Here is a 23878-nt window from a genome sequence, read left to right on the forward strand (position 1 = left end):
TTTCCCCACTCTAGACATTCACTTCATTTTCAGGACTACCACGGAAGAGGTACTCCCCGGTAGCCAGCAATTCATGATCTCCCACAGACCAGGTATGGCCAGCGGCCTTCCGCCTTTGATAGAAACTAAAGCGGTCAGCAGCATAGACCGACGCACCATCGCGGACAGCTCGCCGCAAGAGGTCCGAATCCTCCCCTGATCCCAGATCAGCAAATCCAAGATCAGACAGCAACTCGCGGGACGCCATCAACGTTGGGCCCATCACCATACTGGTGAAGCAGTGCTCTCGATGGGCAAACCGGAGAATGCTGGCGTCCAACGATTCCAAGTACATGTAGTGTGCCTGCTTACCCACGATATCCGCTCGCGAGTAATTCATTGCGTGGAGCTGATCCTCAAGGTAATGAGGTCCGTAGTAATCGTCGTCATCCATCTTGGTCACCACAGCGGAACTTGACGTAGCGACGAGACTGTTCAAACACTCGCCCAGTGAGACATCCGTTGCTGCGGACATATTCACTGAGTGTTCAATTCCGTACTTATCGGCCAAGCGAAAAAACTCTTTATTGTCGTTTTCATAGCCGTGGCTGAGGACTATGAGCTCCACATTCCGATGCGTCTGCCGACCAACGTTTTCGAAGATGTTCGTGAGCTGGTCAGGACGCCGCGTGGCTACCACAACAGAAACAGGAGGCGGACCCACCTCCTGCCGTGCAGACGGAATGACGTCGCCGATGACCTGCTCCGCGCGATGGGCGTAAGTATGCTCGCGCCAGATACGCCGTTGTCCACGATGCCCGGAAAGCTCGGCGAACCGCGGGTTAGCCGCGACTGCTCTGATGACCTCTTGCGTCTCCTCCGGAGTCTGAGCCACACAAATTTCGTTTGATGCGAAGTACGTCTCAATGGCTTGGCTCGGCGTGCTAATCAAGGTACTGCCGGACGCTATGACCTCAAAGATCCTGCGCGAACACATCGTTGGAGATTCCGTTACCGAGTTAACGTTGAGGAATATTTTGTAGGCCTTGTAGGCAGTGAGCATCTGCCGATAGGTCAGGCTTCCGACGACGTCGTCCGTATACGGGGCAGGGAACTGGTACTTCTCGTCTTCCCCCAGGTACCGAGAAAAGATCTCGAGACCAATGGGCAGCTGTGCGCTTTGTGCACCACTCAGCAGCACATCCAGTTGCTGACGCCTCTCCGGGTACTTGTGGCTGAAGTACATTCCCGCAAATGTAACGTCCCGCCGGTGCCAGCCGTCGCGGGGCCGGACAGGATTATGGACCACCGGCTGGGCGCCGAAGGCAAGAACCGACACGTGGCCATGTCCCAGATCTCGCTGATAGTCCGGCAGCTTGTTCGAGTCCGTGGTGTAGACGTGATCAAACAAACGGGCGGCTTCCAGAAAGTCTTTGTAGTGGGGTGGATCTTCCTTGTTCCAGAACACCGTGGGAATGCCCGCTGTGTTGAATGCAGTGACCAATTCCCTCAACGGACCACTCGAGTGGGTACCCTGCGCTACTTTCCCTGCCCACTTCCCCGCTTTGCCGTGCCACACTGACTCAACGAAAAGCAGGTCAAAATCGTTGTCTGACAAGTGCTCCGCCCAGTCATTGGGCCCGAGTTGAACAATGTTCCATTCACACCCGAAGGCCATAGCACTGAAATCATCAGCGATCAGGGCGACAGTCAGGTCCGGTCGCCGCGGTGCACCCTCCGGCATGGGCATCTCTGCGAACGTCAGGCGGCGCTTTCGACGTCGGCCGTACCAACGACCTTCTGCCCCGCGGAGTTGACCCGTTCGTTGCTGTCCAGCTTCGGCGTCGAGTCTGTCCGACCATTGCGCTACCCGTTTCACTCCACCTTTGCGGAGGTGCCACAGCGCTTGTCTCGGATTTTGGATGATGCGGTCAATCACGAGGTCAACTTCCGCCGCCCTGATGAACGATCTTCGATGATTACACGGTGATGGTCATTTAGTATCCGTCTTCGAACCTTCGCGGCAGCAAACCTGTCTCCGGATGCCAGAGCTTTCATGTACATGCGGTACCACTTGACGACGTCCGACGTCGGTCCATCGCGAATCACTTCGCCCTCGTCAATCCAAATGACGCGGTCACACAGTTCGGTAATGGTAGGGATACTGTGGCTGACCAAAAAAACGCACCCGGCCTGTCCCAAAAGTTCGTGCATCTTCTTCTTGGTTTTTTCCTTGAATTGATCATCGCCGGCGTTCAACGCTTCATCGATGATCAGGATCTCCGGCTCCACGGCTGCCCCGATAGCGAACCTGAGTCGGGAACCCATACCGGAGGAATAGGACTTCATGGGGAGGTAGATAGCGTCCTCCAAACCTGAGAGTTCCACGATGGAATCGTATTTGTCTCGAATCTGTTTTTTTGTCATGCCCATGGCCAAGCAACCCAACCAGATGTTCTGGTCTCCAGACAGGTCTGGCATAAGAGCAGCATTGACGCCCAGCAGGATGGGCGTGGAGGCAGCATAGACCGAACCAGAAGTCGGCGGCAACTGTCCCGCGAGGATTTTCAGTAAGGTGCTTTTCCCCGACCCGTTCTTACCCATGATGCCCACGGCCTCACCGCGTCCCACCACCATGGAAACGTTTTTCAGAGCATGAACATCCACCGTCGAACTACCCAGCTGTCCGCTCTTCTTGGTGGTCCTGGTCCGGAACGACATGGAAACGTCGTCGATGACGACCACCGGCTCATCCAGGTAAATGTCAACGTCAGCTGTCACGACCATACCTCTCTTCCTCTCGCCAGAAGAAGACGAGTCCGACGACGATAGCGCCGAGCGCCCATACCGCGAGGGTGGCCCAGGATTCCCACGAGGGCGTGGTGGCATACAGCAGCGAGTCTCTGGAGATGTCGAGGACGATGAACAGCGGATTCACCTCCATGATCTGCTGGATAACCGGAACCGATTCAAAGCGGTCAATGGAGAAGAACACTGCCGAGCCATAGAGCCATAGCCGCATGACGAAGCTAATGAGTTGCCCCAGGTCATTGAAGTGGTGGACCAACCGGGCGAGTAAGAGTCCCACGCCCAGATTGAAGATGAACTGCAAGGCGAGCACTGGGGGGATCAACAGAATCCGCCAAGTGATAGCCTCCGTTGGCGGCAACACGAGGATCATAACGATCATGGTGATCACCACGGGAATATTGCTGAGCAATTCCCGGACGTTGATAGCCGCTAGCAGAGTGGCTCGCGGGAAGTTGAATGCCTGGATGACCGTCTTGTTGGCCCGGATAGCCTGAGCACCCGCGGAAATGGCCCGGGAACTCATCTGAAAAAGAAAGACGCCGATGATCAAATAACCGATGAAGTTCTCTATGCCTTTACCAGTCTTGAGCAATAGCCCAAAGATCAAGAAAAACGTGAGGCCATTGAGTAGCGGACTCAAGATAATCCAGGCGTTTCCCAGCTTTTCCTGACTATTCGCAGACCCCACGCGAAAGCGGGAGTCATAGAGAACAAAGTGTCTGTACCGCCAGATGGACACCAGATAATCTAGGAATCCCTGCCGGGCACCCACCCGGTTCAGGCTCTTCAGATCTACGTAAGTGCGAACTTCGTGTCCACCGGGCGCCGGAGCTACGCTCATGCGCTCATCACCCCAAGGTTCTGGTAAGCCTCTGTCAATGCCTGTGTCCCGGAGGCCCACGTGCGTGAAGCCATAACCTCGCTACGGCCAGCGCTTCCGTGTGTCCTGCGCAACTGAGGATCACTCAGATAACCGGAGATGGCTTCCGCCAGAGCAGCAGGATCGTCCGGGTGTACTGATGTCCCTGAAAGCCCGTCCACAACAATCTCGCGGAGAGCCTCGAGGTCACTGAAGATCACAGGACGCCCGCTCGCCATTGCTTCAACGGGCTTCAGTGGCGTGACAGCTCGGGTGACGTCGGTGTCCTTACGGGGTAGGACAAATACGTCCAGTGCCTGGTGATAGAGGTGGGCCTGATCACGGCGAACGCGGCCGGTGAAAATGGTCCGACTTTCAATCCCGAGCTCGGAGGCCAGCGACCGCAAAGATGGTGCTGCAGCGCCTTGGCCCACTACGAGGCAATGGAGGTCGGGATGGTCCGGAGCCAGCAACGCGACGGCGCGCAGGAGCGTGTCCAGCCCCTCGTAATCCACCAGAGAGCTCACCGTGCCAACAAACATTCCACCTTCCGGGAGACCCAGGGTGGTTCGCGCGTCGCGAGCGTCGATCGGATCCTTCAGAAACTCATCTCCCACGGCGTTCGGATACAGCAGTACGTTTTCTGGTTTCACACCCTGGTTGGTCAGACGCCGCTTCATGGCTTCTCCCAGTGTAAGGACCAGGTCCGCCGTCTGGCTGACCTCTGCTTCACGGTCATTGAAGAGCCTATAACGCTCACTGCGAAGGGCAGAAGGGGATCGCCGGGAAGCCCACGTATCTGCCAGCTGCCCCCGGACTTCGTAAACCCACGGTATGCCCAGGGCTTTCGCCACTGTCCGCACCACCAGACTGTTGACAAAATGCGTAGTCGTGTGAAGAACCGCTGGTCGTAGTTTCAGGCACAATTCCAGCAATAGCTCTGCCTGCTGCTGGAGACGCTGGTCCATTCCGTTGGCAAGGCGTGCCGGCAGGGGCCGGTAGTAGTCGATGCCATCCACTGTGTCTAGGCGTTTTGCAGCAATCTTGCCCACCTGAACCGGATACCCAAGACGGGTAACGGCGTTGACGGACCAGCCGAGATCTCGCAGAGCCAGAAGTACGGAATGGCTTCGTTGCGCATATCCGCTCTCCGTATGAGGCAAAGAATTTGTCAGTACATAGAGCATGCTGGCGGGCTTCGGAGTGTAATTTTCGACCGGGACAACGCTGGGAGACCAGCCCTGAAAGACCTTCAGTTCACTTCGGAGCCGGTTGGCGAAAGTACGCTGCCCCTTCACTCCGGAGACGGCGGCAACGGCAGCGGTCATCCGGCCGTCGTACCAGTACCGGCGTGCGATGGTTCCGGCGAGCCCTGCGGTACCAGCGGGAATGCGGGACATCAGTTGATCAGCACATTCGGGCAGATCGGCAGCCAACGCGATTTCTGCGAGCAACCTGTTGCGGCGAGGAGAACCGAACGAATCTGATCCGATGGTCTCCTTGACAGCCAGCGAATCTCCGGAGATAAGGCCGGACAACGCCAAAGCCACTGGGTTTTTGGCCGCATGGCCGAGGCGAGAGATGACGGGTGCCACAGCGCGAGCGATACGCCCCGGCAGACGACGCGAAACCAGCAGGACCAACACGAGTGGATCATCCTGCAGATGATCACGGACCGTCGCCGTCATCAACCACACATTCCGGACTATCTGCACTTGCCTCTACCCCTGCCCCACGACGCTGCGCAGAACGTCGATGTATTCCAGCGACAAGGATTCGTAGTCCGCATTGACGCGTACCCAGTCCCGACCGCCGTCACCAACATTCAACCGCGTGCGGTCTTCGCTCAGCTCGCGCCACAGGTCAGCAATGGCTGCCGGATCAGCAGCCACCACATCGCCTGCACCCGAGCTCTCGATGATGTTCCGTGCCTCCCCAAGGACGACGGCGGTGATGTGCCTGCGAATGGACAGCACTTCATACGTCTTTGACGGAATGGTGGTTTCAAAGGATTTCCAATCGTCCCGCAAGGAGACCACGCACGTGTCGGACTGCTCGTAGAAACGCCTCAGCCAGTCCCCATGGGCCGGGGGGAAAAAGTCGACGTCGACGTCCAGCGACTGGGCGAGCGCCACCAGTAGCTCCTTGTTCACGCCGTGACCAACCATGGTCAGTTTGACGGTATCGCCAGCAAGGGCAGCGGCGCGGATGATGAGACCGAGTTTCTGACTCTCCCCATGGTTGCCCAGGTACAACACGTTCAGCGGTCCTGTTTCCGAACAAGGTGGCTCAAGGGGTGCAATGGAACTCAGGCGGACGCCGTTGGTGACTGTGTTGACTTGCTTGATGCCCCGGTCCTTGAGTGCCTGCGCAAAACCATAGGTTACGGTGACCACTCGGTCTGAGCGGGACTGAATGGCGGTGACAATCTTTTCGACGAGCGATTTGGCGTTTCCCTTGATGATGCGCGCATCACGGGCAAGGTCGGGCCACGCATCACGCATATCAACCACGAGAGGGCGGCGGCAAAGCGTCGACACAACATAGCCGGCACCGAGAATGGGCAGGCTGGGGACGGTGACAACGACGACGTCGGGGCGGGGACCCATTAACGCTGCCGGGACGCTCAAAGCTGCCGAGAATAGGTGGGACATCAGTTTGCCTAGGCGGGAGTGCCGGTGTGGAATGACCGGGACGCGGCGCACGCGTTCTCCAAACTCTCCCGTGTCGCGACGGAACGCTCGGCCGCCTACATCCTTGGGCAGAATTCGTGTGTGTGGAACGCGATACGCGATGGGCGCAACAACATCCACATTCCACCCCTCCTTTCGAAACGCATGGATGAACTGCGTCCAGCGTCGCTGGGGTGGGCTATGTTCGGGCGCATACGAATGCGTCAGAAGTAATACGCGCAACGGAAACCCCCCGGTTTGTGGCACGTGAATAGATGAGTAATGACTCTTCAGCATAGACCGGACGGCACCTACTCCGGTTTCTTACCGCTGGCCGTACCACCGCGAAGTTTGGTGTAGTACAGGGCACCGAGTGCAAGAAGCCCCAGAATCACTGCAATTCTGGTTGCCGGATGCGTGGACCAGGATTCGCTACTCTCCCCTGCTTTGTCTGCTTCCAGCGCTGACGATGATTCCGTGCCAGTTGGGGAGGGCGACGGCGTCGCGGAAGCGGAAGCGGACGGAGTGGCAGATGGGGTGGGGGTCGACGATGGAATTGGGGTGGGTGTCGGCGTAGGTGTTGGAGTTGCCTCGTTGGGATCAACTACCAGCCCGGTGTCGAATTCGTAGCGAAAGCCCGTGTAGTAGTAATTATCCGGATACACCAGATTTCCCGTACCCGGCTCAATGACATAGCCGGTACCCGGGTGAATGAGCCAACCAGTGGTGGGATCCACGGCGAAACCGGTAACCGGATCGATCCGCGGTCCCGGCTCAGGCACCGGCAGAACAGGGGCTGGTTGCTCAGGCGGCGGGGCCGGAGCCTGTTGGGGCGGTGGCGATGGTTCGGCTGGAGGGGGCTGGGGCGTCGTTGTCGGCGGTGGCGTCGGCTCCACAGTCTCGGGAGGGTCAGTCGGTTGAACAGGGGCCACCATCGGCAGTATCGGGTTAGCTGGCACATCCAGCGCCACAGCAGAGGGCGCGGTGGCCCCAAGGACTATAGCCCCTATAGCGATTCCCGCTCCCCAGCGTTGTCTCATCATCACTACCTACTGGTTATCCTGCTCAAGCTCTTCAACATACTGGTGCAGAGTGTCCTTTTTGAGAGCGTCTGACACAGCATTCACCGCGGCCTCGTCCAACAGCACAATGGACTGGCCATCGGCGGAGGTTCCAATGCCCTGCGTTGGCAGGGTGAAGAAGTCCACGTTGCTGGTCCGTACGTTCTTCAGGCTGAAGGCTAGCTTGCCGGCGGCCACGGCTCCGAACGAATCCGAGACGGTGAGGTAGGGAGACATCTCGGAGACCACGTTGTTGACCCGAACAGGGTTAGTCAGAGTTTCGGCAGTGAGGAACTTGGACATGATGGCCTTGATGAACAACTGCTGGTTCTGCACCCGGGTGTAGTCACCGTCAGAGAAAGCCTTGCGCTCCCGGACAAACTTCAGTGCGGACTCACCGTCCAACACCTGCGGACCAGCTGGGAACGCTTCGCCCTCGGATCCAGCAGACTGAAACGCCTGTGGATTATCCACCTTGACGCCGTCGAGTGCGTTGGTCAGCGCCTTGAAGCCTTCAAAATCGATGATGGTTACGTGATCAATGGGGACCTCGAACAGGCCTTCCACGGTCTGCACCATGAGTGGTACGCCGCCCAACGCCATTGCTGCGTTGATTTTACTGGGCCCGTGCCCTGGGATATCAACCCAGGTATCGCGCATGATGGACATGACTTGGATGTTCTTGCGGTCACCGGGGATGTGCATCAGCATCAAGGTGTCCGAGCGCGCTCCAGCCGTGGTGTCCGCATTGCCTTCGCCCCGGCTATCGCTGCCCATCAGCAGAATATTTACTGCGTCTCCGGCCTCAGCGGGTTTTTCCGGACGCGTGGATTCCGCTGGGAAGGCTGTCTCGATGGTCTGCGTTGTGGAATTGAACGTGTTTGCAAGGTTCGCTACGAACAACCCGGCAACCACGGCGCCCACCAGGACGATGCTGAGCATGACCACAATGGTTACCCGGACGGGATGCTTCTGGCGTTGCCGGCGGTCAGGCTCGTCGTATTCCTGCATAAAATCGGACAAGTGTGTATCCCCCAGGGGTTAGGCGAAATGCCATTTTATCGCACGAGTGCCTCGTTAGGAGAACGATAGAGTGTGGACCATGCGAAATCTCTTGGTCACGGGCGGGGCCGGATTCATTGGATCGAACTTTGTGCACCATGTATTGGCACATACGGATATGCGTGTCACGGTGCTCGATAAGCTCACCTACGCCGGGAACCGCGCTTCCCTAGTGGACCTTCCCCAAGACCGCTTCACCTTCGTTGAGGGTGACATTGCCAACGCCGATACCGTGGACGCCGTCATGTCTACCGCCGACGCCGTGGTGCATTACGCGGCGGAATCCCACAATGACAATTCCCTGCATGACCCAGCGCCTTTTCTGCAGACAAACATTGTGGGAACGTACACGCTGCTAGAGGCTGCCCGGCGCTACAGCACCCGCTTTCACCATGTTTCCACGGACGAGGTTTACGGAGACCTTCCGTTGGAGGGCGGGGAGCGATTCACCGAAGCCACGCCCTACAATCCTTCGAGCCCCTACTCCTCCACCAAGGCCGGCTCCGACATGTTGGTGCGCGCCTGGGTGCGCTCGTTCGGGGTGCAGGCCACCATCAGCAATTGTTCAAACAATTACGGTCCTTACCAGCACGTTGAAAAGTTCATCCCCCGGCAGATCACCAATATCATCGATGGCCAACGCCCCAAGATCTACGGACAAGGGCAGAACATTCGTGACTGGATTCATGCCGATGATCACTCCTCGGCTGTGCTCACTATTCTGAGCAAGGGCGTCATCGGTCAGACGTATCTCATCGGCGCCGACGGCGAGTTGGGTAACCGGGACGTCGTAGAGAGAATCCTTGCCCATATGGGTCAACCCGATGATGCATTTGATCTGGTCACGGACCGTGCTGGACACGACCTGCGCTACGCCATTGACCCATCGAAACTCCGCAACGAGCTCGATTGGCGTCCGGCTTTCGGGGACTTTGACCGCGGACTTGAGCAGACCATCGAGTGGTACCGCGCGAATGAAGCGTGGTGGCGACCGCAGAAGGCCGCCGCAGAAGCCCGCTACGCAGCGCAGGGCCGGTAACTCATGGAATATGGGACAGGTCTGCACGTCACGGAAACGAATATTCCCGGGCTTCTAGTCCTCCACCTTCCTGTTCACGGGGACAACCGGGGCTGGTTCAAGGAGAACTGGCAGCGGGAGAAGATGATGGCCCTTGGTCTGCCGGATTTCCGTCCCGTTCAGAACAACGTTTCCTACAACAGACATGCGGGGACCACCCGCGGTATTCATGCTGAGCCGTGGGACAAGCTGGTCTCCGTGGCCCATGGACGGATCTTTGGCGCGTGGGTGGACCTTCGGGCGGGCGAATCGTTCGGCACAACGTTCACCCTGCAACTAGATCCGTCCACTGCCGTCTTTGTGCCCTATGGCGTGGGTAATTCTTTTCAGACGCTGGAAGACCACACCGCGTATTCCTATCTAGTAAATGACCATTGGTCCCAGGAGCATCAGCAGCACTACACGTTCCTGAACCTGGCAGATGAATCGGCAGCCATCGCGTGGCCCATTTCTTTGGACAACGCCGAGCTCTCTGAGAAGGACAAGCTCCATCCTCGGCTTGCGGACGTCTCCCCCATGAAGCCGCTACGCACCCTCGTGATCGGGGCAAACGGCCAGGTGGGAAAGGCACTTCGGCGGCGGTTCGTTGACAGAGCCGACGTTAATTTCCATTCGCGGGAGCACCTTGATCTGGAAGACCATGATGCGGTACTGGCGTATGACTGGAGTGCGTATTCTACGATCATCAACGCGGCCGCATATACAGCCGTCGATGCTGCGGAATCCCAAGAGGGCAGACGGCGGGCCTGGTCGGTTAACGCGGCGGCTCCAGGGGTTCTTGCCAGGGTGGCAGTCGAACACCAGCTCACGCTGATCCACCTTTCCAGCGATTACGTGTTCGACGGCGACACCCCAGTACATGATGAGAGTGAACCGTTCTCGCCACTGGGCGTCTACGGGCAGAGCAAAGCAGCCGGTGACCTTGCGGTACAGTCACTACCGCGTCACTACATTCTCCGAACCAGTTGGGTGGTGGGTGATGGCACTAATTTTGTGAAAACCATGATGCGACTGGCCGAAAATGGTGTGTCCCCTTCCGTGGTGGAGGATCAGTTTGGTCGCCTTGCCTTTGCCGATGACATAGCCCGTGCCATTGACCATCTGCTCGCGACGCGCGCAGCCTTCGGCACCTACAACGTTTCCTGTGACGGCAAATCGGCCAGTTGGGCTGAGCTGGCCGGGGCGGTCTATTCTCTGTGCGGAAAAGATCCGACGATGGTCACAGGAGTGAGCACCGCGGAGTACTCCAAGAACACCTCGGCCGCCCCGCGTCCCCGGCATGGCACTCTCAACATCGCGAAGATCGTGGCCACTGGGTTTGTGCCGTCAAACATGCACCAGGCCCTCGTTGATTACGTGACGCGGATCCGTTCACAGGAAGCTAGCAAGGACACCCATTAGGCTGAGATTATGCCCCGCACTTCGTCACCGCTTCTGCGTGTCCTGATGCCCCTTGCCACGCTCACTCTACTGGTGACCGGATGCTCCCCTGTTGTTGACGTTGAACCCGCCGCTGAGGCAGCAAACCCCGTGTGTGCGGAAGTGATGGTGGCTTTGCCGGACGAGGTATCGGCACACGAGCTGCGGCAGACGGACAGTCAGGCCACGGCGGCTTGGGGCGAGCCGTCCAAACTTATAGTTCGATGCGGCGTCACTCCCCCGGGGCCGACGACGGACCGTTGCGTCACCGTCAACGGTATCGATTGGGTACTCACGGAAGGTGACCCGGCGTGGACGGCGACAACGTATGGCAGAGATCCAGCGGTAGAAGCCGTATTTGATCCCAACGAAATACCTTCCAGCACCGTGTTGGTGAGCCTCGGCGGCGCGGTAGATGCAGTGCCGCAGACCAACAAATGCCTCTCAGTGACCAAGGATCAAACCATCCCCGATAAGTGACGGGGGCTGCGTTAGCGCGCGGGTACGCCCTTGACGACAGCATGGGGGCACACTCCGTTGACGACGACGGTTCCTGCCCCAACTATGGCACCGTACTCCACGCGCAGTCCCTCCAAGATGATGGAACCGGATCCCAACAGTGCCCCGGTTTCTACCGTGACGTCACCGGAGACAATGGCGCCAGGGTTCACCGTGACAAATGATTCGAGGATGGCGTCATAGCCAATAATCGAGTTGGCGCTCAACTGAACGTAGCGTCCCAGTTCAACGTTGACGGAAATCTGGACTCCCGCGCACACGATGGTGCCCGCCCCGATGACCACTTGCGAGCCAATAATAGCCATGGGGTGCACAGCCGTGGCCGGTGACAATCCAGCTTCTTCCAGCATTGCCGCTATGCGCCAGCGAACAGAGGGGTTGGCCACCCCGATGAGGTAGTCAGCGCGCAATCCAGAGGCGAGGAAATCTGCGACTGTACCGAGATGAATGATCCCTCGATCCCGCAGATACCGGATGTGTCTGGGATTGGGATCATCATCCACCACTCCGAGCAGGCGGTACGTTGGGCGGTCCGAGTTCAGAGCGTCTACAACATCCAGAGTGTCGCGACCAAAACCGCCGGAGCCAATGACAACCAGGGGTTGCAACCTGACAGCACTGGCCGTCCTGCTGCGTTGCCCCATAAGGCTACCTCAATCCTGTCTTTCTGGTCAGTGCCAGGTGGATCAATTCATCGATCAGTTCCGTGTACGGAAGGCCGGACTTTGCCCACATCTGCGGGTACATGCTGATGGGGGTGAACCCGGGCATGGTGTTGATCTCGTTGATGATCAGGGTGCCGCTGGGAGTGTAGAAGAAGTCCACACGCGAGAGGCCCTCCGCACCAACGGCGTCGAAGCCCTCCGCCGCGAGACTGCGAACTTCGGTTGAAACATCAGACGGGAGATCTGCGGGGCAACTGAGTTTGGCCGCTGTTCCGTCTACGTACTTGGCCTCAAAATCATACCAGTCGTGTTGGTCATCGTGAACATCTATCTCACCAGGCAAACTGGTGCGCGGATCTTGGCCATTTCTTCCCTGCAGGACGGCAACTTCGATTTCCCGGCCCTCGATGCCGGCTTCCACCACCACTTTTGGATCGAGTTCTCTCGCCAACTCAATAGCTGCGCGCAAACCCTCCGCTGTTGTCACCCGAGAGATCCCCATGGAGGACCCTGCCCTAGCCGGCTTGACGAACACTGGAAAAGACAGTTGATTGGCCCGCTTGAGGCACGCGCCGGCGTCGTTCTGCCATTGTCTGTCAGTAATGACCTCATAGGGCCCCACGCGCAATCCAACGGACTCGAAGACCACCTTCATGAAGTGCTTGTCCATGCCGACTGCGGAGGCCAGTACGCCAGCACCAACGTAGCGGACGTTGGCCATTTCCAGTAGGCCCTGGAGCGTGCCATCCTCACCGAACGGGCCGTGCAGCAACGGCATCACCACGTCGATGCCGCCCAGGCTGCGTGGCAATCGGTCTGGGGCTGTGGCTACCAGCTCTTGCCCCGAATCTGCCTCGGAAGTGATGCCAACGGCGGAGAGGGTGATGGTCTCCTCGGAGCCCGTCACTTCCGGCAGAGTCTCTGACCGCAGTGACCACTGCTTGGGATCTCCGGACATCAGGGACCACTGGCCCTGACGGCTGATGCCGATGGGGACGACGTCGTACTTGTCCTTGTCGATGGCCTCCAAGACACCGGCGGCGGTCACACAACTGACAGCGTGCTCACTGGAGCGGCCGCCGAACAAGACGGCAATGCGGGGTTTACGGCTGGAGGTCACTGTGCCCCTTCGGCTTTCAAGTCTCTGGCCAGCAGACGCGGGCCCAATTCGGCAACGGAAATATCGCCGCGGAGGACGGCTACGACGTTCTCGGTGATCGGCACTGACACGTTGAGGTTGGTGGCGGCGTCCAGAACGGCCTGCGCTGATTTGATGCCCTCGGCTGTCTGGTTCATGCGGTCGGTGACTTCATCCAGCGTCAGGCCCTGCCCCAGGAGCCGGCCAGCGGTGTGGTTACGGGACAGTGGTGAGGAACAGGTGGCGATGAGATCTCCCAAGCCGGCCAGACCTGCCAGGGTCTCCGCCTTACCACCCAGGGCCAGTGCAAGCCGGGTGGTCTCGGCAAGTCCACGAGTGATGACCGAGGCCTTGGTGTTGTCCCCCATCTGGCGTCCTTCACAAATGCCAACCGCCAGCGCAATGACGTTCTTCACGATTCCGCCAATTTCCGTTCCGACAACGTCGGTGTTGGTATAGGGCCGGAAGTACGACGCCGTGCAGCAGTTGGCCACGCGGACGGCTACTTCCTGATCGGTACAGGCCACCACTGATGCGGTGGGTTCCCGACGGGCGATCTCCATGGCCAGATTGGGACCGGACACCACTGCGATCTGACGATCCGGTAGGCCCAGTTCTTCGGCAATGACCTGACTCATGCGGGAATCAGTTCCCAGCTCAAGCCCCTTCATCAGCGATACCACCAGCACGTCCTGGCCGATCAGCGGCTTCCATTGCCGTAGTTGCGCACGCAGCGTCTGCGCGGGAACTGCCAGAACCACCATGGAAACGCCGTCAAGGGCATCGGCTACCGCGGGGTAGGCCACGATATTGGTGGGTAGCGCAATGTCGTTCAGGTACTGCCGGTTACGATGTTCCGTGTTGATCTGATCGGCTACCTCGGGGCGCCGCGCCCATAACCTGATGTCCGCGGACGGGTTGGAGTCCGCCAGAACCTTTGCGAACGTGGTCCCCCAGCTTCCGGCACCCAGAACGGCAATGCTGCTTTCAGCCGCCGGGCCGGTCATGGCTTCCCGTCCTCGAAATCGCGCCCCGTGAGCCGCTGCTTCTTGACCCGCGGATCCCAGCGTTCCGTGGGAGCCGGCTCCTGACGTAATTCGGCGACCATCACGGTCAACGCGCTCATGATTCGCTCCGTCACCTCGTCCAGGACAGCAGCGGTCAGTGGACGGTCCCGGAATTCTGAGATATCCACTGGTTCACCGACAACAAGACGGACCGTCTTCCGCGGCCACACGTGCAAGCGCTTGGCGTAGCGGGGAAAAACGTCCTGGGCTCCCCAGTGCGCAATGGGCACAATGGGAGCGCCAGTGAGCAAAGCGAGGCGGGCCGCGCCGGTGCGGCCCTTCATGGGCCACAGGTCTGGATCCCGTGTCAGTGTACCTTCGGGATACACGATGATGCCCCCACCTTCGTCCACAATTTCACGGGCGAGGGCCAGCGTCCGGCTTGCCCCTGACGTCATGCGCTCAACGGGGATCATCCGGGCCGCGCGCAGCGTGGAACCAACTACGGGCACGTTGAACAAAGATGCTTTGGCCATGAAGTGGGGCATGATGCCCTGGTTGTACAAGAAGTGCCCCACCGCCACGGGATCAATCTCCGTGACGTGGTTGGGGCACACAATGAAACCGGTGTCCCGCGGGAGCTTCTCACTACCTGACCACTCCCTGGCCATCAGCAGGTCCATGACCGGCCTGAGGGTGTTGGCCAGAAACATGAACGTGAGCCGTGATTTTCGGGTCCCGCTCATTCGGCGTTCCTACACGCCACTGGTACGCAAATCGATGTCTACTCCAAGACCTTCGAGCTTTTCCTGGAAACGCTCATAACCACGGTTGATCAGTTCGATTCCGGTGACGTGGGAGACTCCGTCTGCGGCCAGGGCAGCAATCAGGTGACTGAACCCGCCGCGGAGATCAGGAATATCGATGTCCGTGCCCTTGAGCTGAACAGGCCCGGAGATGACGGCGGAGTGCTGGAAGTTTCGTTGCCCAAACCGGCACGGGACACTTCCCAGGCATTCGCGGTGCAGTTGAATATTGGCACCCATGCGAATGAGGGCTTCGGTAAAACCAAAGCGGTTCTCATACACGGTCTCGTGCACTATCGACACGCCGTTTGCCTGTGTCAGCGCTACCACCAGGGGCTGCTGCCAGTCCGTCATGAAGCCCGGGTGCACGCCCGTTTCCAGGACCAGAGGCTTCAAGTCTCCCCCGGGGTGATAGAAGCGAATGCCTTCGTCGTTGACGTCGAAGGCACCACCAATTTTGCGGTAAGTATTGAGAAAGGCCGTGAGGTCCTGCTGATCTGCGCCTTCAACATAGATGTCCCCGTGGGTGACCAACGCGGCAGACGCCCAGGACGCTGACTCGTTTCGGTCCGGCAGGGCGCGGTGGTTATAACCACTGAGCTCTTCCACACCCTCGATGCGAATCACTCGGTCCGTCTGCACGGAAATGATGGCGCCCATCTTCTGCAGAACAGCAATGAGATCCATGATCTCTGGTTCCACCGCCGCACCAGCAAGTTCCGTGATGCCCTGTGCGCGGCAGGCAGTCAACAACACCTGCTCAGTGGCGCCCACCGATGGGTACGGCAATTCAAGCTTGGCTCCATGAAGACCCTTGGGTGCCGAGATGGAGATCCCGCCGGGCCGTTTTTCGACGACGGCGCCGAAGTTCCGAAGCACCTGTAGGTGGTAGTCAATGGGGCGGTCGCCGATTTTGCAGCCGCCGAGGTCCGGGATGAAGGCCTCTCCGAGGCTGTGCATCAGCGGTCCGCAGAACAGGATCGGGATCCGTGAGTCTCCGGCGTGCGCGTCGATCTCTCGAGAGGGTGCCGTCTTGGCGTTCTGGGGATCCATGGTGAGGTCCCCGGTCACGGGGTCCTTGGTGACCTCCACGCCGTGGATGGTCAGCAGCGAAGTGACAACATCGACGTCCTTGATTTCAGGGACGTTGCGGAGAATGGACGGTGTGTTGCCCAGCAGCGCAGCAACCATGGCCTTGGGGACAAGATTTTTTGCCCCGCGCACGGCTACTTTTCCATTGAGCGGGACACCGCCGCGAATGGTCATAACGCTATCCATGAACACCTGTTTTCCTCGAAATATGCAAGCCTCCCTACACTAGAGGCTCCCGGTAATCATAGGAGCTAGAGTTACCAGACAGAAATGCAGCGCGCCGATGCGTGCTTGGCCTTGGGCTCAGGTCCGTACCGGCAGCGTCTTTGGTTTCCAGCTGGGGCGCGTCGATTCATAGGCGGTGATGTCTTCTTCGTGGCGCAGGGTGAGACCAATGTCATCCAGTCCCTCCATCAGCCGCCAGCGGGTGTAGTCATCGATCGTGAAGGGCGCCACCAGCGTGTCGCAAGTGACGGTTTTGGACTCGAGGTCAACGGTAATCTCAGTGCCGGGATGGTTCTCCAGGATTTTCCAGACCTGTTCAATATCTTCCTGAACCATCTCCGCGGCCAGAAGTCCCTGTTTACCGGAGTTGCCTCGAAAAATATCGGCGAAGCGGGAGCTGAGCACCACGCGGAAGCCGTAGTCCTTCAGCGCCCAGACGGCGTGCTCACGGGATGATCCGGTACCAAAATCGCGGCCAGCTACCAGCACCGAGCCCCGCGTGAATGGTTCTTTGTTCAGAATGAACTCTGGGTCCTTGCGCCAGGCTGAGAAGAGGGCGTCTTCAAAGCCTGTCCGGGTGATTCGTTTCAGGTACACCGCGGGGATGATGGTGTCGGTGTCAACGTTGGACTGACGCAGGGGGACGCCGATGCCGGTGTGGGTAACGATGGGTTCCATGGCGCGCTCCTAGGCTGCGTTGCTGGCGGGTTCGGTGGTTGCTGCGGCTGTAGGCAGCGGGTCGAGGTCCGATGGCGAACTCAGAGTGCCGCGCACAGCGGTGGCGGCTGCAATGACCGGTGAGACCAGATGCGTACGGCCACCCTTGCCCTGGCGTCCCTCAAAGTTGCGGTTGGACGTGGAAGCGCAGCGCTCTCCCGGCGCCAGCTGGTCCGGATTCATGCCGAGGCACATGGAACAACCAGCGAATCGCCATTCCCCACCGAAGTCGGTGAAGACCTTATCCAGACCTTCGGCTTCTGCTTCCAGACGGACCCGGGCTGATCCGGGAACCACCATGAACCTGATGTTGGGGTCCTTCTTGCGGCCGCGAATGATGTCCGCCGCAATGCGCAGATCCTCCACGCGACTGTTGGTGCAGGATCCTAGGAACACTGTGTCTACACGGATGTCCTTCATGGGCGTGCCCGGAACCAAATCCATGTAGGTCAGTGCCCGCTGGCAGGCAGCCTGGTCATTCTCGTCGTGGAAGTCTTCCGGTGCTGGCACCGATTCGGAGAGTGAGACTCCCTGACCCGGGTTGGTTCCCCAGGTGACAAATGGTTCCAGGGTGTCTGCATTGAGGTAGACCTCGGCGTCGAACACGGCGTCGTCGTCCGTTTTCAGGGACTTCCAGTATTCGACGGCGGCGTCCCAGTCTTCGCCCTGCGGTGCGTGCGGCTTGTCCTTCAAATAGTCGAAGGTGATCTGGTCCGGGGCGATCATGCCAGCACGTGCCCCTGCTTCGATGGACATGTTGCAGATGGTCATGCGGGCTTCCATGGAGAGGCTGCGGATGGCGGATCCGCGGTATTCCAGCACGTAGCCCTGACCGCCGCCGGTGCTGATCTTGGCGATCACGGCCAGGATGATGTCCTTGGAAGTGACACCGGGCTTGAGAGTGCCTTCCACGTTGATGGCCATGGTCTTGAAGGGGTTGAGCGGCAGGGTCTGGGTGGCCATGACGTGTTCCACCTCGGAGGTACCGATCCCCATGGCGAGCGCCCCGAAGGCGCCGTGGGTTGAGGTGTGGGAGTCGCCGCAGACAACCGTGAGCCCGGGCTGCGTAAGACCTAGCTGAGGGCCGACCACGTGGACAATGCCTTGTTCAGCATCTCCAAGGGAGTGGATCCGTACGCCATACTCTTCGCAGTTGTTGCGTAGTGTCTGGATCTGCTTACGGCTGGTGGGCTCAGCGATCGGTTTGTCGATGTCGAGCGTGGGGGTGTTGTGGTCCTCGGTGGCAATGGTGAGGTCCGTGCGCCGCAGGGGACGGTCCGCCAGGCGCAGACCCTCGAACGCCTGCGGCGAGGTCACCTCGTGAATGAGATGGAGGTCTATATACAGGAGGTCCGGCTGACCATCCTCGCCCTTTCGGACCAGATGGTCATCCCATACCTTTTCGGCGAGCGTCTTCTTTGTATGACCGGCCATGGCCAGCTCCCTCCACGTCATGTGAGCAGCAACTTGATACCTGCACTGACTTGCATCTCAGATAATGAGACGGCAATATCAGTCTATGGACAACTCTAGCGGTGTCGGCGTGATTGATAAAGCAGCCATGGTGCTGAACGCTCTGGAAGCAGGCCCTACCACCCTCGCCCAACTGGTTGCTGCCACCGGTCTAGCGCGCCCTACGGTGCACCGGCTCGCCCTGGCGTTGGTCCATCACCGGTTGGTTGGCCGCGACATGCAGAACAGGTTTGTTTTGGGTACCCGCGTAGTGGAACTGGCAGCCGCGGCCGGTGAGGACCGGTTGATTGCCTCCGCTGGGTCTGTGCTGCTGGCCCTGAGAGATGTCACCGGCGAGAGCGCTCAGGTGTTCCGTCGTCAGGGCGAATGGCGCGTATGCGTTGCCTCCGCCGAGCGGCCCATCGGACTCAGGGACACCATTCCCGTGGGCACCCAATTGACCATGAAGGCCGGGTCCGCTGCCCAGGTACTGCTCTCGTGGGAGGACCACGACCGCTTGGTTGAAGGACTGCACCATGCGCGATTTACGCCTACGGTCCTGGCTGGTGTCCGACGTCGGGGTTGGGCCCAGAGCCTGGGCGAGAGGGAGCTGGGGGTAGCGTCGGTTTCTGCCCCAGTTCGCGGACCATCCGGGCGGGTGATTGCTGCTGTCTCGATTTCTGGTCCCATGGAGCGCCTGACGCGGCAGCCCGGCAGGCTGCACGCCGAGGTTGTCTGCAAGGCCGCTGCAGAGCTGACCGAAGCTCTCAAGGTTCCAGGCGACGTCGCGGTCTAGCGTTCAAAATGATCCCAGCCGGATGTGCCCGGCTGGATACCGTCAACGCTCACACCACCACCGTTGAGCACACGCCCGACGCCGACGAATCCTTCCGGCAGCTCCGTACCGTCGGGGAAGCATGCCAGCAGTCCGTGGTCCTCTCCCCCACCAAGCACCCATTCCATGGCGTTGACTCCCAGGTGGGCTGAGGCTTCGCTGAGTTCATTGGCAAAGCCGCGTAGCGCGGCGTCTTCGTAGTCGATGCTCACTCCACTAGCCTCGGCGAGGCGCCGACCGTCTCGGACCAATCCGTCGGAGATGTCCATCATCGCCGTAGCTCCAGAAGCCGACGCCGCCGGCCCCAATATCAGTGGCGGCCTTGGCCTGGACTGGCGGTGGACCAAAGAGCGTAAGGAATCAGGCAGGGCCGCTTCGCTTCGACTGTCTTCGAGGAGGGCCAAACCCGCTGCCGCCTGGCCCAGCACACCGCCAACGGCAACGACGTCCCCGGTCTTAGCCCCAGATCGCCGCACTGGATCTCGACCTTGCAGGTCCCCGGTCACGGCAGCGGTAACGACGATGGCCTTGCCCCGGCCGAGGTCTCCACCCACCACTGAGCAGCGGCTGGCACCAAGTTGCCTGATAGCAGCGTTGAGACCGTCCGCGAGATCTTCAACCCATGACACCAGCGTTTCCGCCGGCAGTGTCAGGCTGACGACGAGGGACGTGGGTACAGCACCCATCGCGTTGATGTCTGAGAGGTTTTGAGCAGCGGATTTCCAGCCAACGTCAAACCCGGTGGATCCGTAGCCGCTGGCCCACGTCAGGCGAAAATCCTGATCCTGGACCAGGGTGTCGATGGAAATGACGGTTCGAGCATCTGGCGCCGAGATCACTGCGGCATCGTCCCCGGGCCCCACGAGCGGCGTTCCCGGGTCCAACCGGGGGAAGATGCGTTCGAGTAACTTGCCCTCGCTGAGCTCGCCCACCGTTGTGTTGGTCATCTGCCGCCACCGGCTCTGGCCAGAGCATCCCGGAAGTTGTTGTAGCGGGATATCTCAGCCGTTACCGGTGCCACCACCTCGCTGTTGGCCACTGTGCCGATCGCCGTCGTTAGCTTCTTGCGAGCACGTCTAGCCCGGCGTTTAGCTTCGAATCGGGCGATGACGGCCGAGAGAATGCTGAGGACTATACCCAAGACCAGTCCTGTGGCCACAAGGAGGGTGGGTACGGGAAATCCCTCTACCTCTGGTGTGGGACCAAGGCTGAACTGGAAGTAGCCGGCGGCGAAGATCGCGCTCAGCCACAACAGCCCTGCCAGCGCAGCAGCGAGTGCGAGCCACTGAATGGTACCCACCAGCGGCCACCACCAAGACTTCTTCTGCGCGCCGAGGTCTGTTCCTGCTATGGCCTGATCCAGTGAATCCGGCAGCGTTTCGGAGTTTGACCGAGCCGCACGAGTGAGCGCAGTCTTCCACGGCTGTGGAATCCCGTTGCCTGCCTCTTCACCGAATCGACGTACGGCTGAATCGGCTTGGGCGCGCTGAGCAGGCCCGGCGTGTGGCAGGGAAGTGCGGTTGACCAGCGGGTTGACGTCCTCCCGGTGGAGGTTCAAGCGCCTCAGAGGATCCCGGCGGAACCTGCCCAACCAGCGGGTGACAGGCCACCCGGTTCCGGCGTGGGCCCGGCGCCGATAGGAGTGTTCAACGGCGTCGACGACCACGTCCACGGACGACGCCCCGGCGAGGTCGGACGTCAGTCGACGACACTCAGCCTTGTTCGGTTCCGAGACTTTCCTAGCAGCGTTCTCACTACTCTGTTCCGCGCTGCTGCCCAGGACCTTTGCCGCGGCCGCGGCATCGGCGGCCAAACGCTCAGTAGCGGCTGACCTTTGATCAGCGAAGGCGCGGATCGCGTCCCTGAGTTCAGAGACGCCGTCGCCTGTTGTAGCGGAGGTGGTACGAATAGTGACTTTTTTCAATCCGTCGTCAGCGAGGATGCCGCGCAGGGAGGCGACAACTGGTTTGACCTCTTTTTCGGCAAGCTTGTCGATCTGGTTCAGGACCACCAGAGTGACTGCGCCGTGGGAGGCAAGCGGTCGCAGAAAGTCATGGTGAAGTGCCGCGTCAGCGTACTTCTGAGGATCGAGAACCCACACCAAAACATCCACTTGTCCCGCTAGTCGTTCCACTACATCCCTGTGCTGAAGGGCTGTTGAGTCGAAGTCTGGAAGGTCCAACAGGATGATGCCGCCCGGGGCGTTCTTGCTGGACCGGTTTTCTGGTGCATCGTCGCTCGGCATAACGTGGCGATGCGGTACTTCCAGCCAGTCCAGAAGTGGCTCGCTGTTCTCGGCACCCCACACGGCTGCCAGTGGTTCGGACGTGGTGGGCCGCCGTGCAGCCACAGAGGCCAGTGTTTGGCCAGTGACTGCGTTGAACAAGGAAGACTTGCCACTTCCCGTTGCTCCAAAGAAGCCCACCACGGTGTGCTCTGAGGAGAGTGAACGCCGTCCGGAGGCCCGCTCCAAGACTCCCCTGGCCTTGTCGAGAGCTTCTTCCGGCAGTCTGCCTTCGGCAAGGTTTCTGGCTTCGTCGAGTGCTTCGAGCTGGGCGCGTAGCGGTGATCCCTGCGCGGACCTCCGATGTCGACTCACTGCTGATCTCCGGTGTTGGGCTCGTCGGGGGTCGCTTGACCTGTCAGCTGGGCAAGCTCTTTGAGCTCTGCCGCGAGAGCATGGAGGTTCTGTGCCTGGCCGTCCTTGCTGGCGTCTCCCAGCAGCTCCAGGAAGCGGCGCTTTTCTTCACCCAGCAGCGTGACGCAGCGTGCGTGGAGATCTTTGCGCGCGGTGGCCGCGAGTCTGCGTACGGCGTCCTCGCCGAACACTGCTTCCAGAACTTTTTGGCCGACGATGGCCGACCCGCCAGCTATGCCGATTTCCAGTCCTGTGAGTCCCGCAGTAGTCGCGAAAACGACGACCATGAGCGCGACCGCCAATCCGTTAACGCCAAAAGAGAGCATTCGCGCGGTAAAGCGCTTGTTGGCGCCTTCTTTCTGAATCATGGTGAGCAGATCGCCCTGCCAGGCACGAATTTCGCTGGCAGCGCGCTCACTAAAGTTTGCTGGAAGCCGCGACATGTCTGTGGTTTTCAACAGCGACCGACCGGCTGGATCGTCGCGCCAGCGCTGGTCTGCTTGTTCCGCGGCTTTGGCTGCCTGGTCCACAATGACGGCTTGCAGACCCGTTTCGATAGCAGTTTCCACGGTGATTGCCGGAGTGGGTTTGCCGGTGAAGAAGGAGCCAATCCGGTCGCGGAGGCGACCAATTCCCGACTCGAAGGAGCGGAAAAATTCTCCAGTGCCCACGAAGTCCTGCCACCGTGCCAGTACTTCTCCGCGGAGGAGGGTGCCGTCTTTGGTTGAATCGAGGATGCGCTGGACGGCGTCCTGATAGGCGGTTTCTGCGTCTTCGGCCAGCCGGTTGGCCGCTTTCTGTTGGCTGTCCGCGGCTTCGGCGATAACGGTGACTTTGTCGGCTAGCCCTTTGACGGCCCCTGTGAGGGTTCGACGGGCGATGGCCGCGCGGCCTGCAGCGTCTTTGGTGATGTCGATGAGCCAATCCCTGATGGGCTGGACGGATTCCGGTGGGAGCATTCCGAGTTCGTCCAGGGGTGTTTCGGGCACCACGAACACCTGGGCTTCTCCCAGGCCTTGCCGCTGGAGCATGTGTGTCAGGTCTTCGGTGATTTCGTCCGCGACACCTTCGGGTACCCGGTCCAGGACGACGGCAACGAGGATGTCTCGGGAAGCGGCGTCGAGGAGCAGTTTCCAGGGGACGGCATCCGCGTACCGGTTGGCGGTGGTCACGAAGAGCCAGAGGTCAGCGGCGGACAGTAATTGTCCGGAGAGACGCCGGTTGTCATCGGAGATGGAGTCGATGTCCGGTGCGTCGAGGAGCGCTACCCCTTCAGGGATCTGTTCGTCACCAACCATGACCAGCGAACCGATAGCGGAAGCATCCGGGTCAGCACCTGCTTGATCTGCGGCTTTGCTCGGTTCCCCTGCACCGACGACAACCCCTGTGACTCGGCTCAGGCTGGGCAGTATGCGCTGATCAGCGAACCAGCGGCGGTCTGAGGGGTGATGCAGCAAGATGGGCTGGCGCGTTGTTGGGCGAATGGCACCGGACCGTGTCACGGGGTGGCCAGCTAGGGCATTGACGAGTGTGGACTTCCCTGCGCCGGTGGAACCTCCAACGACCGCGAGTAGCGACGCGTCCAGACTGCGGTAGCGCGGCAGGATGTAGTCATAGATCTGGTCCACCGCTGCTTGAGAAATGGCGCGAGATTCTACGACGCCGGGGAGTTCTAGTGAAAGGGTGACGCCGCCGAGGACTCGGCGCCCGTTGTCCAGTATGGCCGTTGGGGATCCGGCCGCAGAGTCTCTCGGACCGATGATGACGTTCGCATTCATTAAACCATCATGTCAGGAACGACGCCAGACGAAGTGACGCCGAGAGCCAGCCCCATGAATCAACC

The 23878-nt window shown here is 59.9% G+C and carries 21 protein-coding genes; 4 read left to right on the forward strand and 17 right to left on the reverse strand.

Annotated elements, in window-relative coordinates; genetic code table 11:
- Window positions 1-10 precede the first annotated feature (10 nt).
- From JOE65_RS15510 to JOE65_RS10550, 7 genes are all read right to left on the reverse strand, one after another.
- Window positions 11-1918 (reverse strand): glycosyltransferase family protein, encoded by a 1908-nt coding sequence (locus JOE65_RS15510; protein ID WP_338021614.1) that lies wholly within the window; start codon window positions 1916-1918, stop codon window positions 11-13.
- Entirely contained in the window at window positions 1915-2760 is an 846-nt protein-coding gene (locus tag JOE65_RS10525) for an ABC transporter ATP-binding protein (protein ID WP_338021615.1), read from the reverse strand. Before JOE65_RS10525 ends, JOE65_RS15510 begins: the two co-directional genes overlap by 4 nt.
- The gene (locus JOE65_RS10530) at window positions 2750-3631 is read right to left on the reverse strand and encodes an ABC transporter permease (RefSeq protein WP_205163124.1); all 882 of its coding nucleotides are present in this window, start codon (window positions 3629-3631) and stop codon (window positions 2750-2752) included. Before JOE65_RS10530 ends, JOE65_RS10525 begins: the two co-directional genes overlap by 11 nt.
- On the reverse strand, window positions 3628-5337 hold the full coding sequence (locus JOE65_RS10535) for a glycosyltransferase family 4 protein (protein WP_205164156.1): 1710 nt from the start codon (window positions 5335-5337) through the stop codon (window positions 3628-3630). Before JOE65_RS10535 ends, JOE65_RS10530 begins: the two co-directional genes overlap by 4 nt.
- Before the next feature lie 33 nt (window positions 5338-5370).
- Window positions 5371-6618 (reverse strand): glycosyltransferase family 4 protein, encoded by a 1248-nt coding sequence (locus tag JOE65_RS10540; protein ID WP_205163125.1) that lies wholly within the window; start codon window positions 6616-6618, stop codon window positions 5371-5373.
- Window positions 6619-6632: 14 nt separating this feature from the next.
- Window positions 6633-7103 carry a hypothetical protein gene (locus JOE65_RS10545; RefSeq protein WP_205163126.1) on the reverse strand — a complete coding sequence of 157 codons (471 nt, stop codon included), beginning with the start codon at window positions 7101-7103 and terminating at the stop codon, window positions 6633-6635.
- Between the two features lie 267 nt (window positions 7104-7370).
- Window positions 7371-8405 (reverse strand): LCP family protein, encoded by a 1035-nt coding sequence (locus JOE65_RS10550; RefSeq protein WP_239536692.1) that lies wholly within the window; start codon window positions 8403-8405, stop codon window positions 7371-7373.
- Window positions 8406-8484: 79 nt separating this feature from the next.
- Here JOE65_RS10550 and rfbB point away from each other — a divergent pair, with 79 nt between their 5' ends.
- Genes rfbB through JOE65_RS10565 form a run of 3 tightly spaced genes read left to right on the forward strand, consistent with a single transcriptional unit; the run spans window position 8485 to window position 11421 of the window.
- Entirely contained in the window at window positions 8485-9483 is a 999-nt protein-coding gene (gene rfbB / locus JOE65_RS10555) for a dTDP-glucose 4,6-dehydratase (RefSeq protein WP_205163127.1), read from the forward strand.
- A 3-nt stretch (window positions 9484-9486) separates the two neighbouring features.
- Window positions 9487-10923 (forward strand): sugar nucleotide-binding protein, encoded by a 1437-nt coding sequence (locus JOE65_RS10560; RefSeq protein WP_205163128.1) that lies wholly within the window; start codon window positions 9487-9489, stop codon window positions 10921-10923.
- 9 nt (window positions 10924-10932) lie between these two features.
- The gene (locus JOE65_RS10565) at window positions 10933-11421 is read left to right on the forward strand and encodes a DUF3515 family protein (RefSeq protein WP_205163129.1); all 489 of its coding nucleotides are present in this window, start codon (window positions 10933-10935) and stop codon (window positions 11419-11421) included.
- Between the two features lie 11 nt (window positions 11422-11432).
- On the opposite strand, the gene JOE65_RS10570 is transcribed toward JOE65_RS10565, so the two are convergent.
- The 7 genes from JOE65_RS10570 to leuC all read right to left on the reverse strand — a co-directional run bounded on the left by JOE65_RS10570 (window position 11433) and on the right by leuC (window position 18544).
- Complete coding sequence (locus JOE65_RS10570; protein ID WP_205163131.1) at window positions 11433-12104, reverse strand: PglD-related sugar-binding protein; 672 nt, start codon at window positions 12102-12104, stop codon at window positions 11433-11435.
- Between the two features lie 4 nt (window positions 12105-12108).
- Window positions 12109-13245 carry a D-alanine--D-alanine ligase family protein gene (locus JOE65_RS10575; protein WP_338021616.1) on the reverse strand — a complete coding sequence of 379 codons (1137 nt, stop codon included), beginning with the start codon at window positions 13243-13245 and terminating at the stop codon, window positions 12109-12111.
- The gene (locus JOE65_RS10580) at window positions 13242-14270 is read right to left on the reverse strand and encodes an NAD(P)H-dependent glycerol-3-phosphate dehydrogenase (protein ID WP_205163132.1); all 1029 of its coding nucleotides are present in this window, start codon (window positions 14268-14270) and stop codon (window positions 13242-13244) included. The genes JOE65_RS10575 and JOE65_RS10580 overlap by 4 nt, the downstream gene beginning before the upstream one ends.
- Window positions 14267-15016, reverse strand: coding sequence for a lysophospholipid acyltransferase family protein (locus JOE65_RS10585; protein ID WP_205163134.1), 750 nt, complete (start codon window positions 15014-15016; stop codon window positions 14267-14269). Before JOE65_RS10585 ends, JOE65_RS10580 begins: the two co-directional genes overlap by 4 nt.
- 9 nt (window positions 15017-15025) lie before the next feature.
- Complete coding sequence (gene murA, locus JOE65_RS10590; protein WP_205163135.1) at window positions 15026-16354, reverse strand: UDP-N-acetylglucosamine 1-carboxyvinyltransferase; 1329 nt, start codon at window positions 16352-16354, stop codon at window positions 15026-15028.
- A gap of 117 nt (window positions 16355-16471) precedes the next feature.
- Complete coding sequence (gene leuD, locus JOE65_RS10595; protein ID WP_205163137.1) at window positions 16472-17071, reverse strand: 3-isopropylmalate dehydratase small subunit; 600 nt, start codon at window positions 17069-17071, stop codon at window positions 16472-16474.
- 9 nt (window positions 17072-17080) lie between these two features.
- Window positions 17081-18544, reverse strand: a complete 1464-nt coding sequence (gene leuC, locus JOE65_RS10600; RefSeq protein WP_205163139.1) for a 3-isopropylmalate dehydratase large subunit — start codon at window positions 18542-18544, stop codon at window positions 17081-17083.
- 85 nt (window positions 18545-18629) lie between these two features.
- Here leuC and JOE65_RS10605 point away from each other — a divergent pair, with 85 nt between their 5' ends.
- Complete coding sequence (locus tag JOE65_RS10605; protein WP_205163140.1) at window positions 18630-19358, forward strand: IclR family transcriptional regulator; 729 nt, start codon at window positions 18630-18632, stop codon at window positions 19356-19358.
- On the opposite strand, the gene JOE65_RS10610 is transcribed toward JOE65_RS10605, so the two are convergent.
- Genes JOE65_RS10610 through JOE65_RS10620 form a run of 3 tightly spaced genes read right to left on the reverse strand, consistent with a single transcriptional unit; the run spans window position 19355 to window position 23813 of the window.
- Window positions 19355-20344 (reverse strand): thiamine-phosphate kinase, encoded by a 990-nt coding sequence (locus tag JOE65_RS10610; protein WP_205163141.1) that lies wholly within the window; start codon window positions 20342-20344, stop codon window positions 19355-19357. The genes JOE65_RS10605 and JOE65_RS10610 overlap by 4 nt on opposite strands.
- Window positions 20341-21996: a GTPase gene (locus tag JOE65_RS10615; RefSeq protein WP_205163142.1), complete on the reverse strand. Its 1656-nt coding sequence runs from the start codon at window positions 21994-21996 to the stop codon at window positions 20341-20343. The genes JOE65_RS10610 and JOE65_RS10615 overlap by 4 nt, the downstream gene beginning before the upstream one ends.
- Window positions 21993-23813, reverse strand: a complete 1821-nt coding sequence (locus tag JOE65_RS10620) for a dynamin family protein (RefSeq protein WP_205163143.1) — start codon at window positions 23811-23813, stop codon at window positions 21993-21995. The genes JOE65_RS10615 and JOE65_RS10620 overlap by 4 nt, the downstream gene beginning before the upstream one ends.
- Between the last annotated feature and the right edge of the window lie 65 nt (window positions 23814-23878).

This window comes from Arthrobacter roseus (genome assembly GCF_016907875.1).
Classification (GTDB): Bacteria; Actinomycetota; Actinomycetes; order Actinomycetales; family Micrococcaceae; genus Arthrobacter_J; species Arthrobacter_J roseus.

Bases quoted from the DNA above. Each gene is read 5' to 3' on its own strand.
- JOE65_RS10530 (WP_205163124.1), bottom strand. From the start codon at position 3,631: ATGAGCGTAGCTCCGGCGCCCGGTGGACACGAAGTTCGCACTTACGTA.
- JOE65_RS10535 (WP_205164156.1), bottom strand. From the start codon at position 5,337: ATGACGGCGACGGTCCGTGATCATCTGCAGGATGATCCACTCGTGTTG.
- JOE65_RS10540 (WP_205163125.1), bottom strand. From the start codon at position 6,618: ATGCTGAAGAGTCATTACTCATCTATTCACGTGCCACAAACCGGGGGG.
- rfbB (WP_205163127.1), top strand. From the start codon at position 8,485: ATGCGAAATCTCTTGGTCACGGGCGGGGCCGGATTCATTGGATCGAAC.
- JOE65_RS10560 (WP_205163128.1), top strand. From the start codon at position 9,487: ATGGAATATGGGACAGGTCTGCACGTCACGGAAACGAATATTCCCGGG.
- JOE65_RS10565 (WP_205163129.1), top strand. From the start codon at position 10,933: ATGCCCCGCACTTCGTCACCGCTTCTGCGTGTCCTGATGCCCCTTGCC.
- JOE65_RS10570 (WP_205163131.1), bottom strand. From the start codon at position 12,104: ATGGGGCAACGCAGCAGGACGGCCAGTGCTGTCAGGTTGCAACCCCTG.
- JOE65_RS10580 (WP_205163132.1), bottom strand. From the start codon at position 14,270: ATGACCGGCCCGGCGGCTGAAAGCAGCATTGCCGTTCTGGGTGCCGGA.
- JOE65_RS10585 (WP_205163134.1), bottom strand. From the start codon at position 15,016: ATGAGCGGGACCCGAAAATCACGGCTCACGTTCATGTTTCTGGCCAAC.
- murA (WP_205163135.1), bottom strand. From the start codon at position 16,354: ATGGATAGCGTTATGACCATTCGCGGCGGTGTCCCGCTCAATGGAAAA.
- leuD (WP_205163137.1), bottom strand. From the start codon at position 17,071: ATGGAACCCATCGTTACCCACACCGGCATCGGCGTCCCCCTGCGTCAG.
- leuC (WP_205163139.1), bottom strand. From the start codon at position 18,544: ATGGCCGGTCATACAAAGAAGACGCTCGCCGAAAAGGTATGGGATGAC.
- JOE65_RS10605 (WP_205163140.1), top strand. From the start codon at position 18,630: ATGGACAACTCTAGCGGTGTCGGCGTGATTGATAAAGCAGCCATGGTG.
- JOE65_RS10610 (WP_205163141.1), bottom strand. From the start codon at position 20,344: ATGACCAACACAACGGTGGGCGAGCTCAGCGAGGGCAAGTTACTCGAA.
- JOE65_RS10620 (WP_205163143.1), bottom strand. From the start codon at position 23,813: ATGAATGCGAACGTCATCATCGGTCCGAGAGACTCTGCGGCCGGATCC.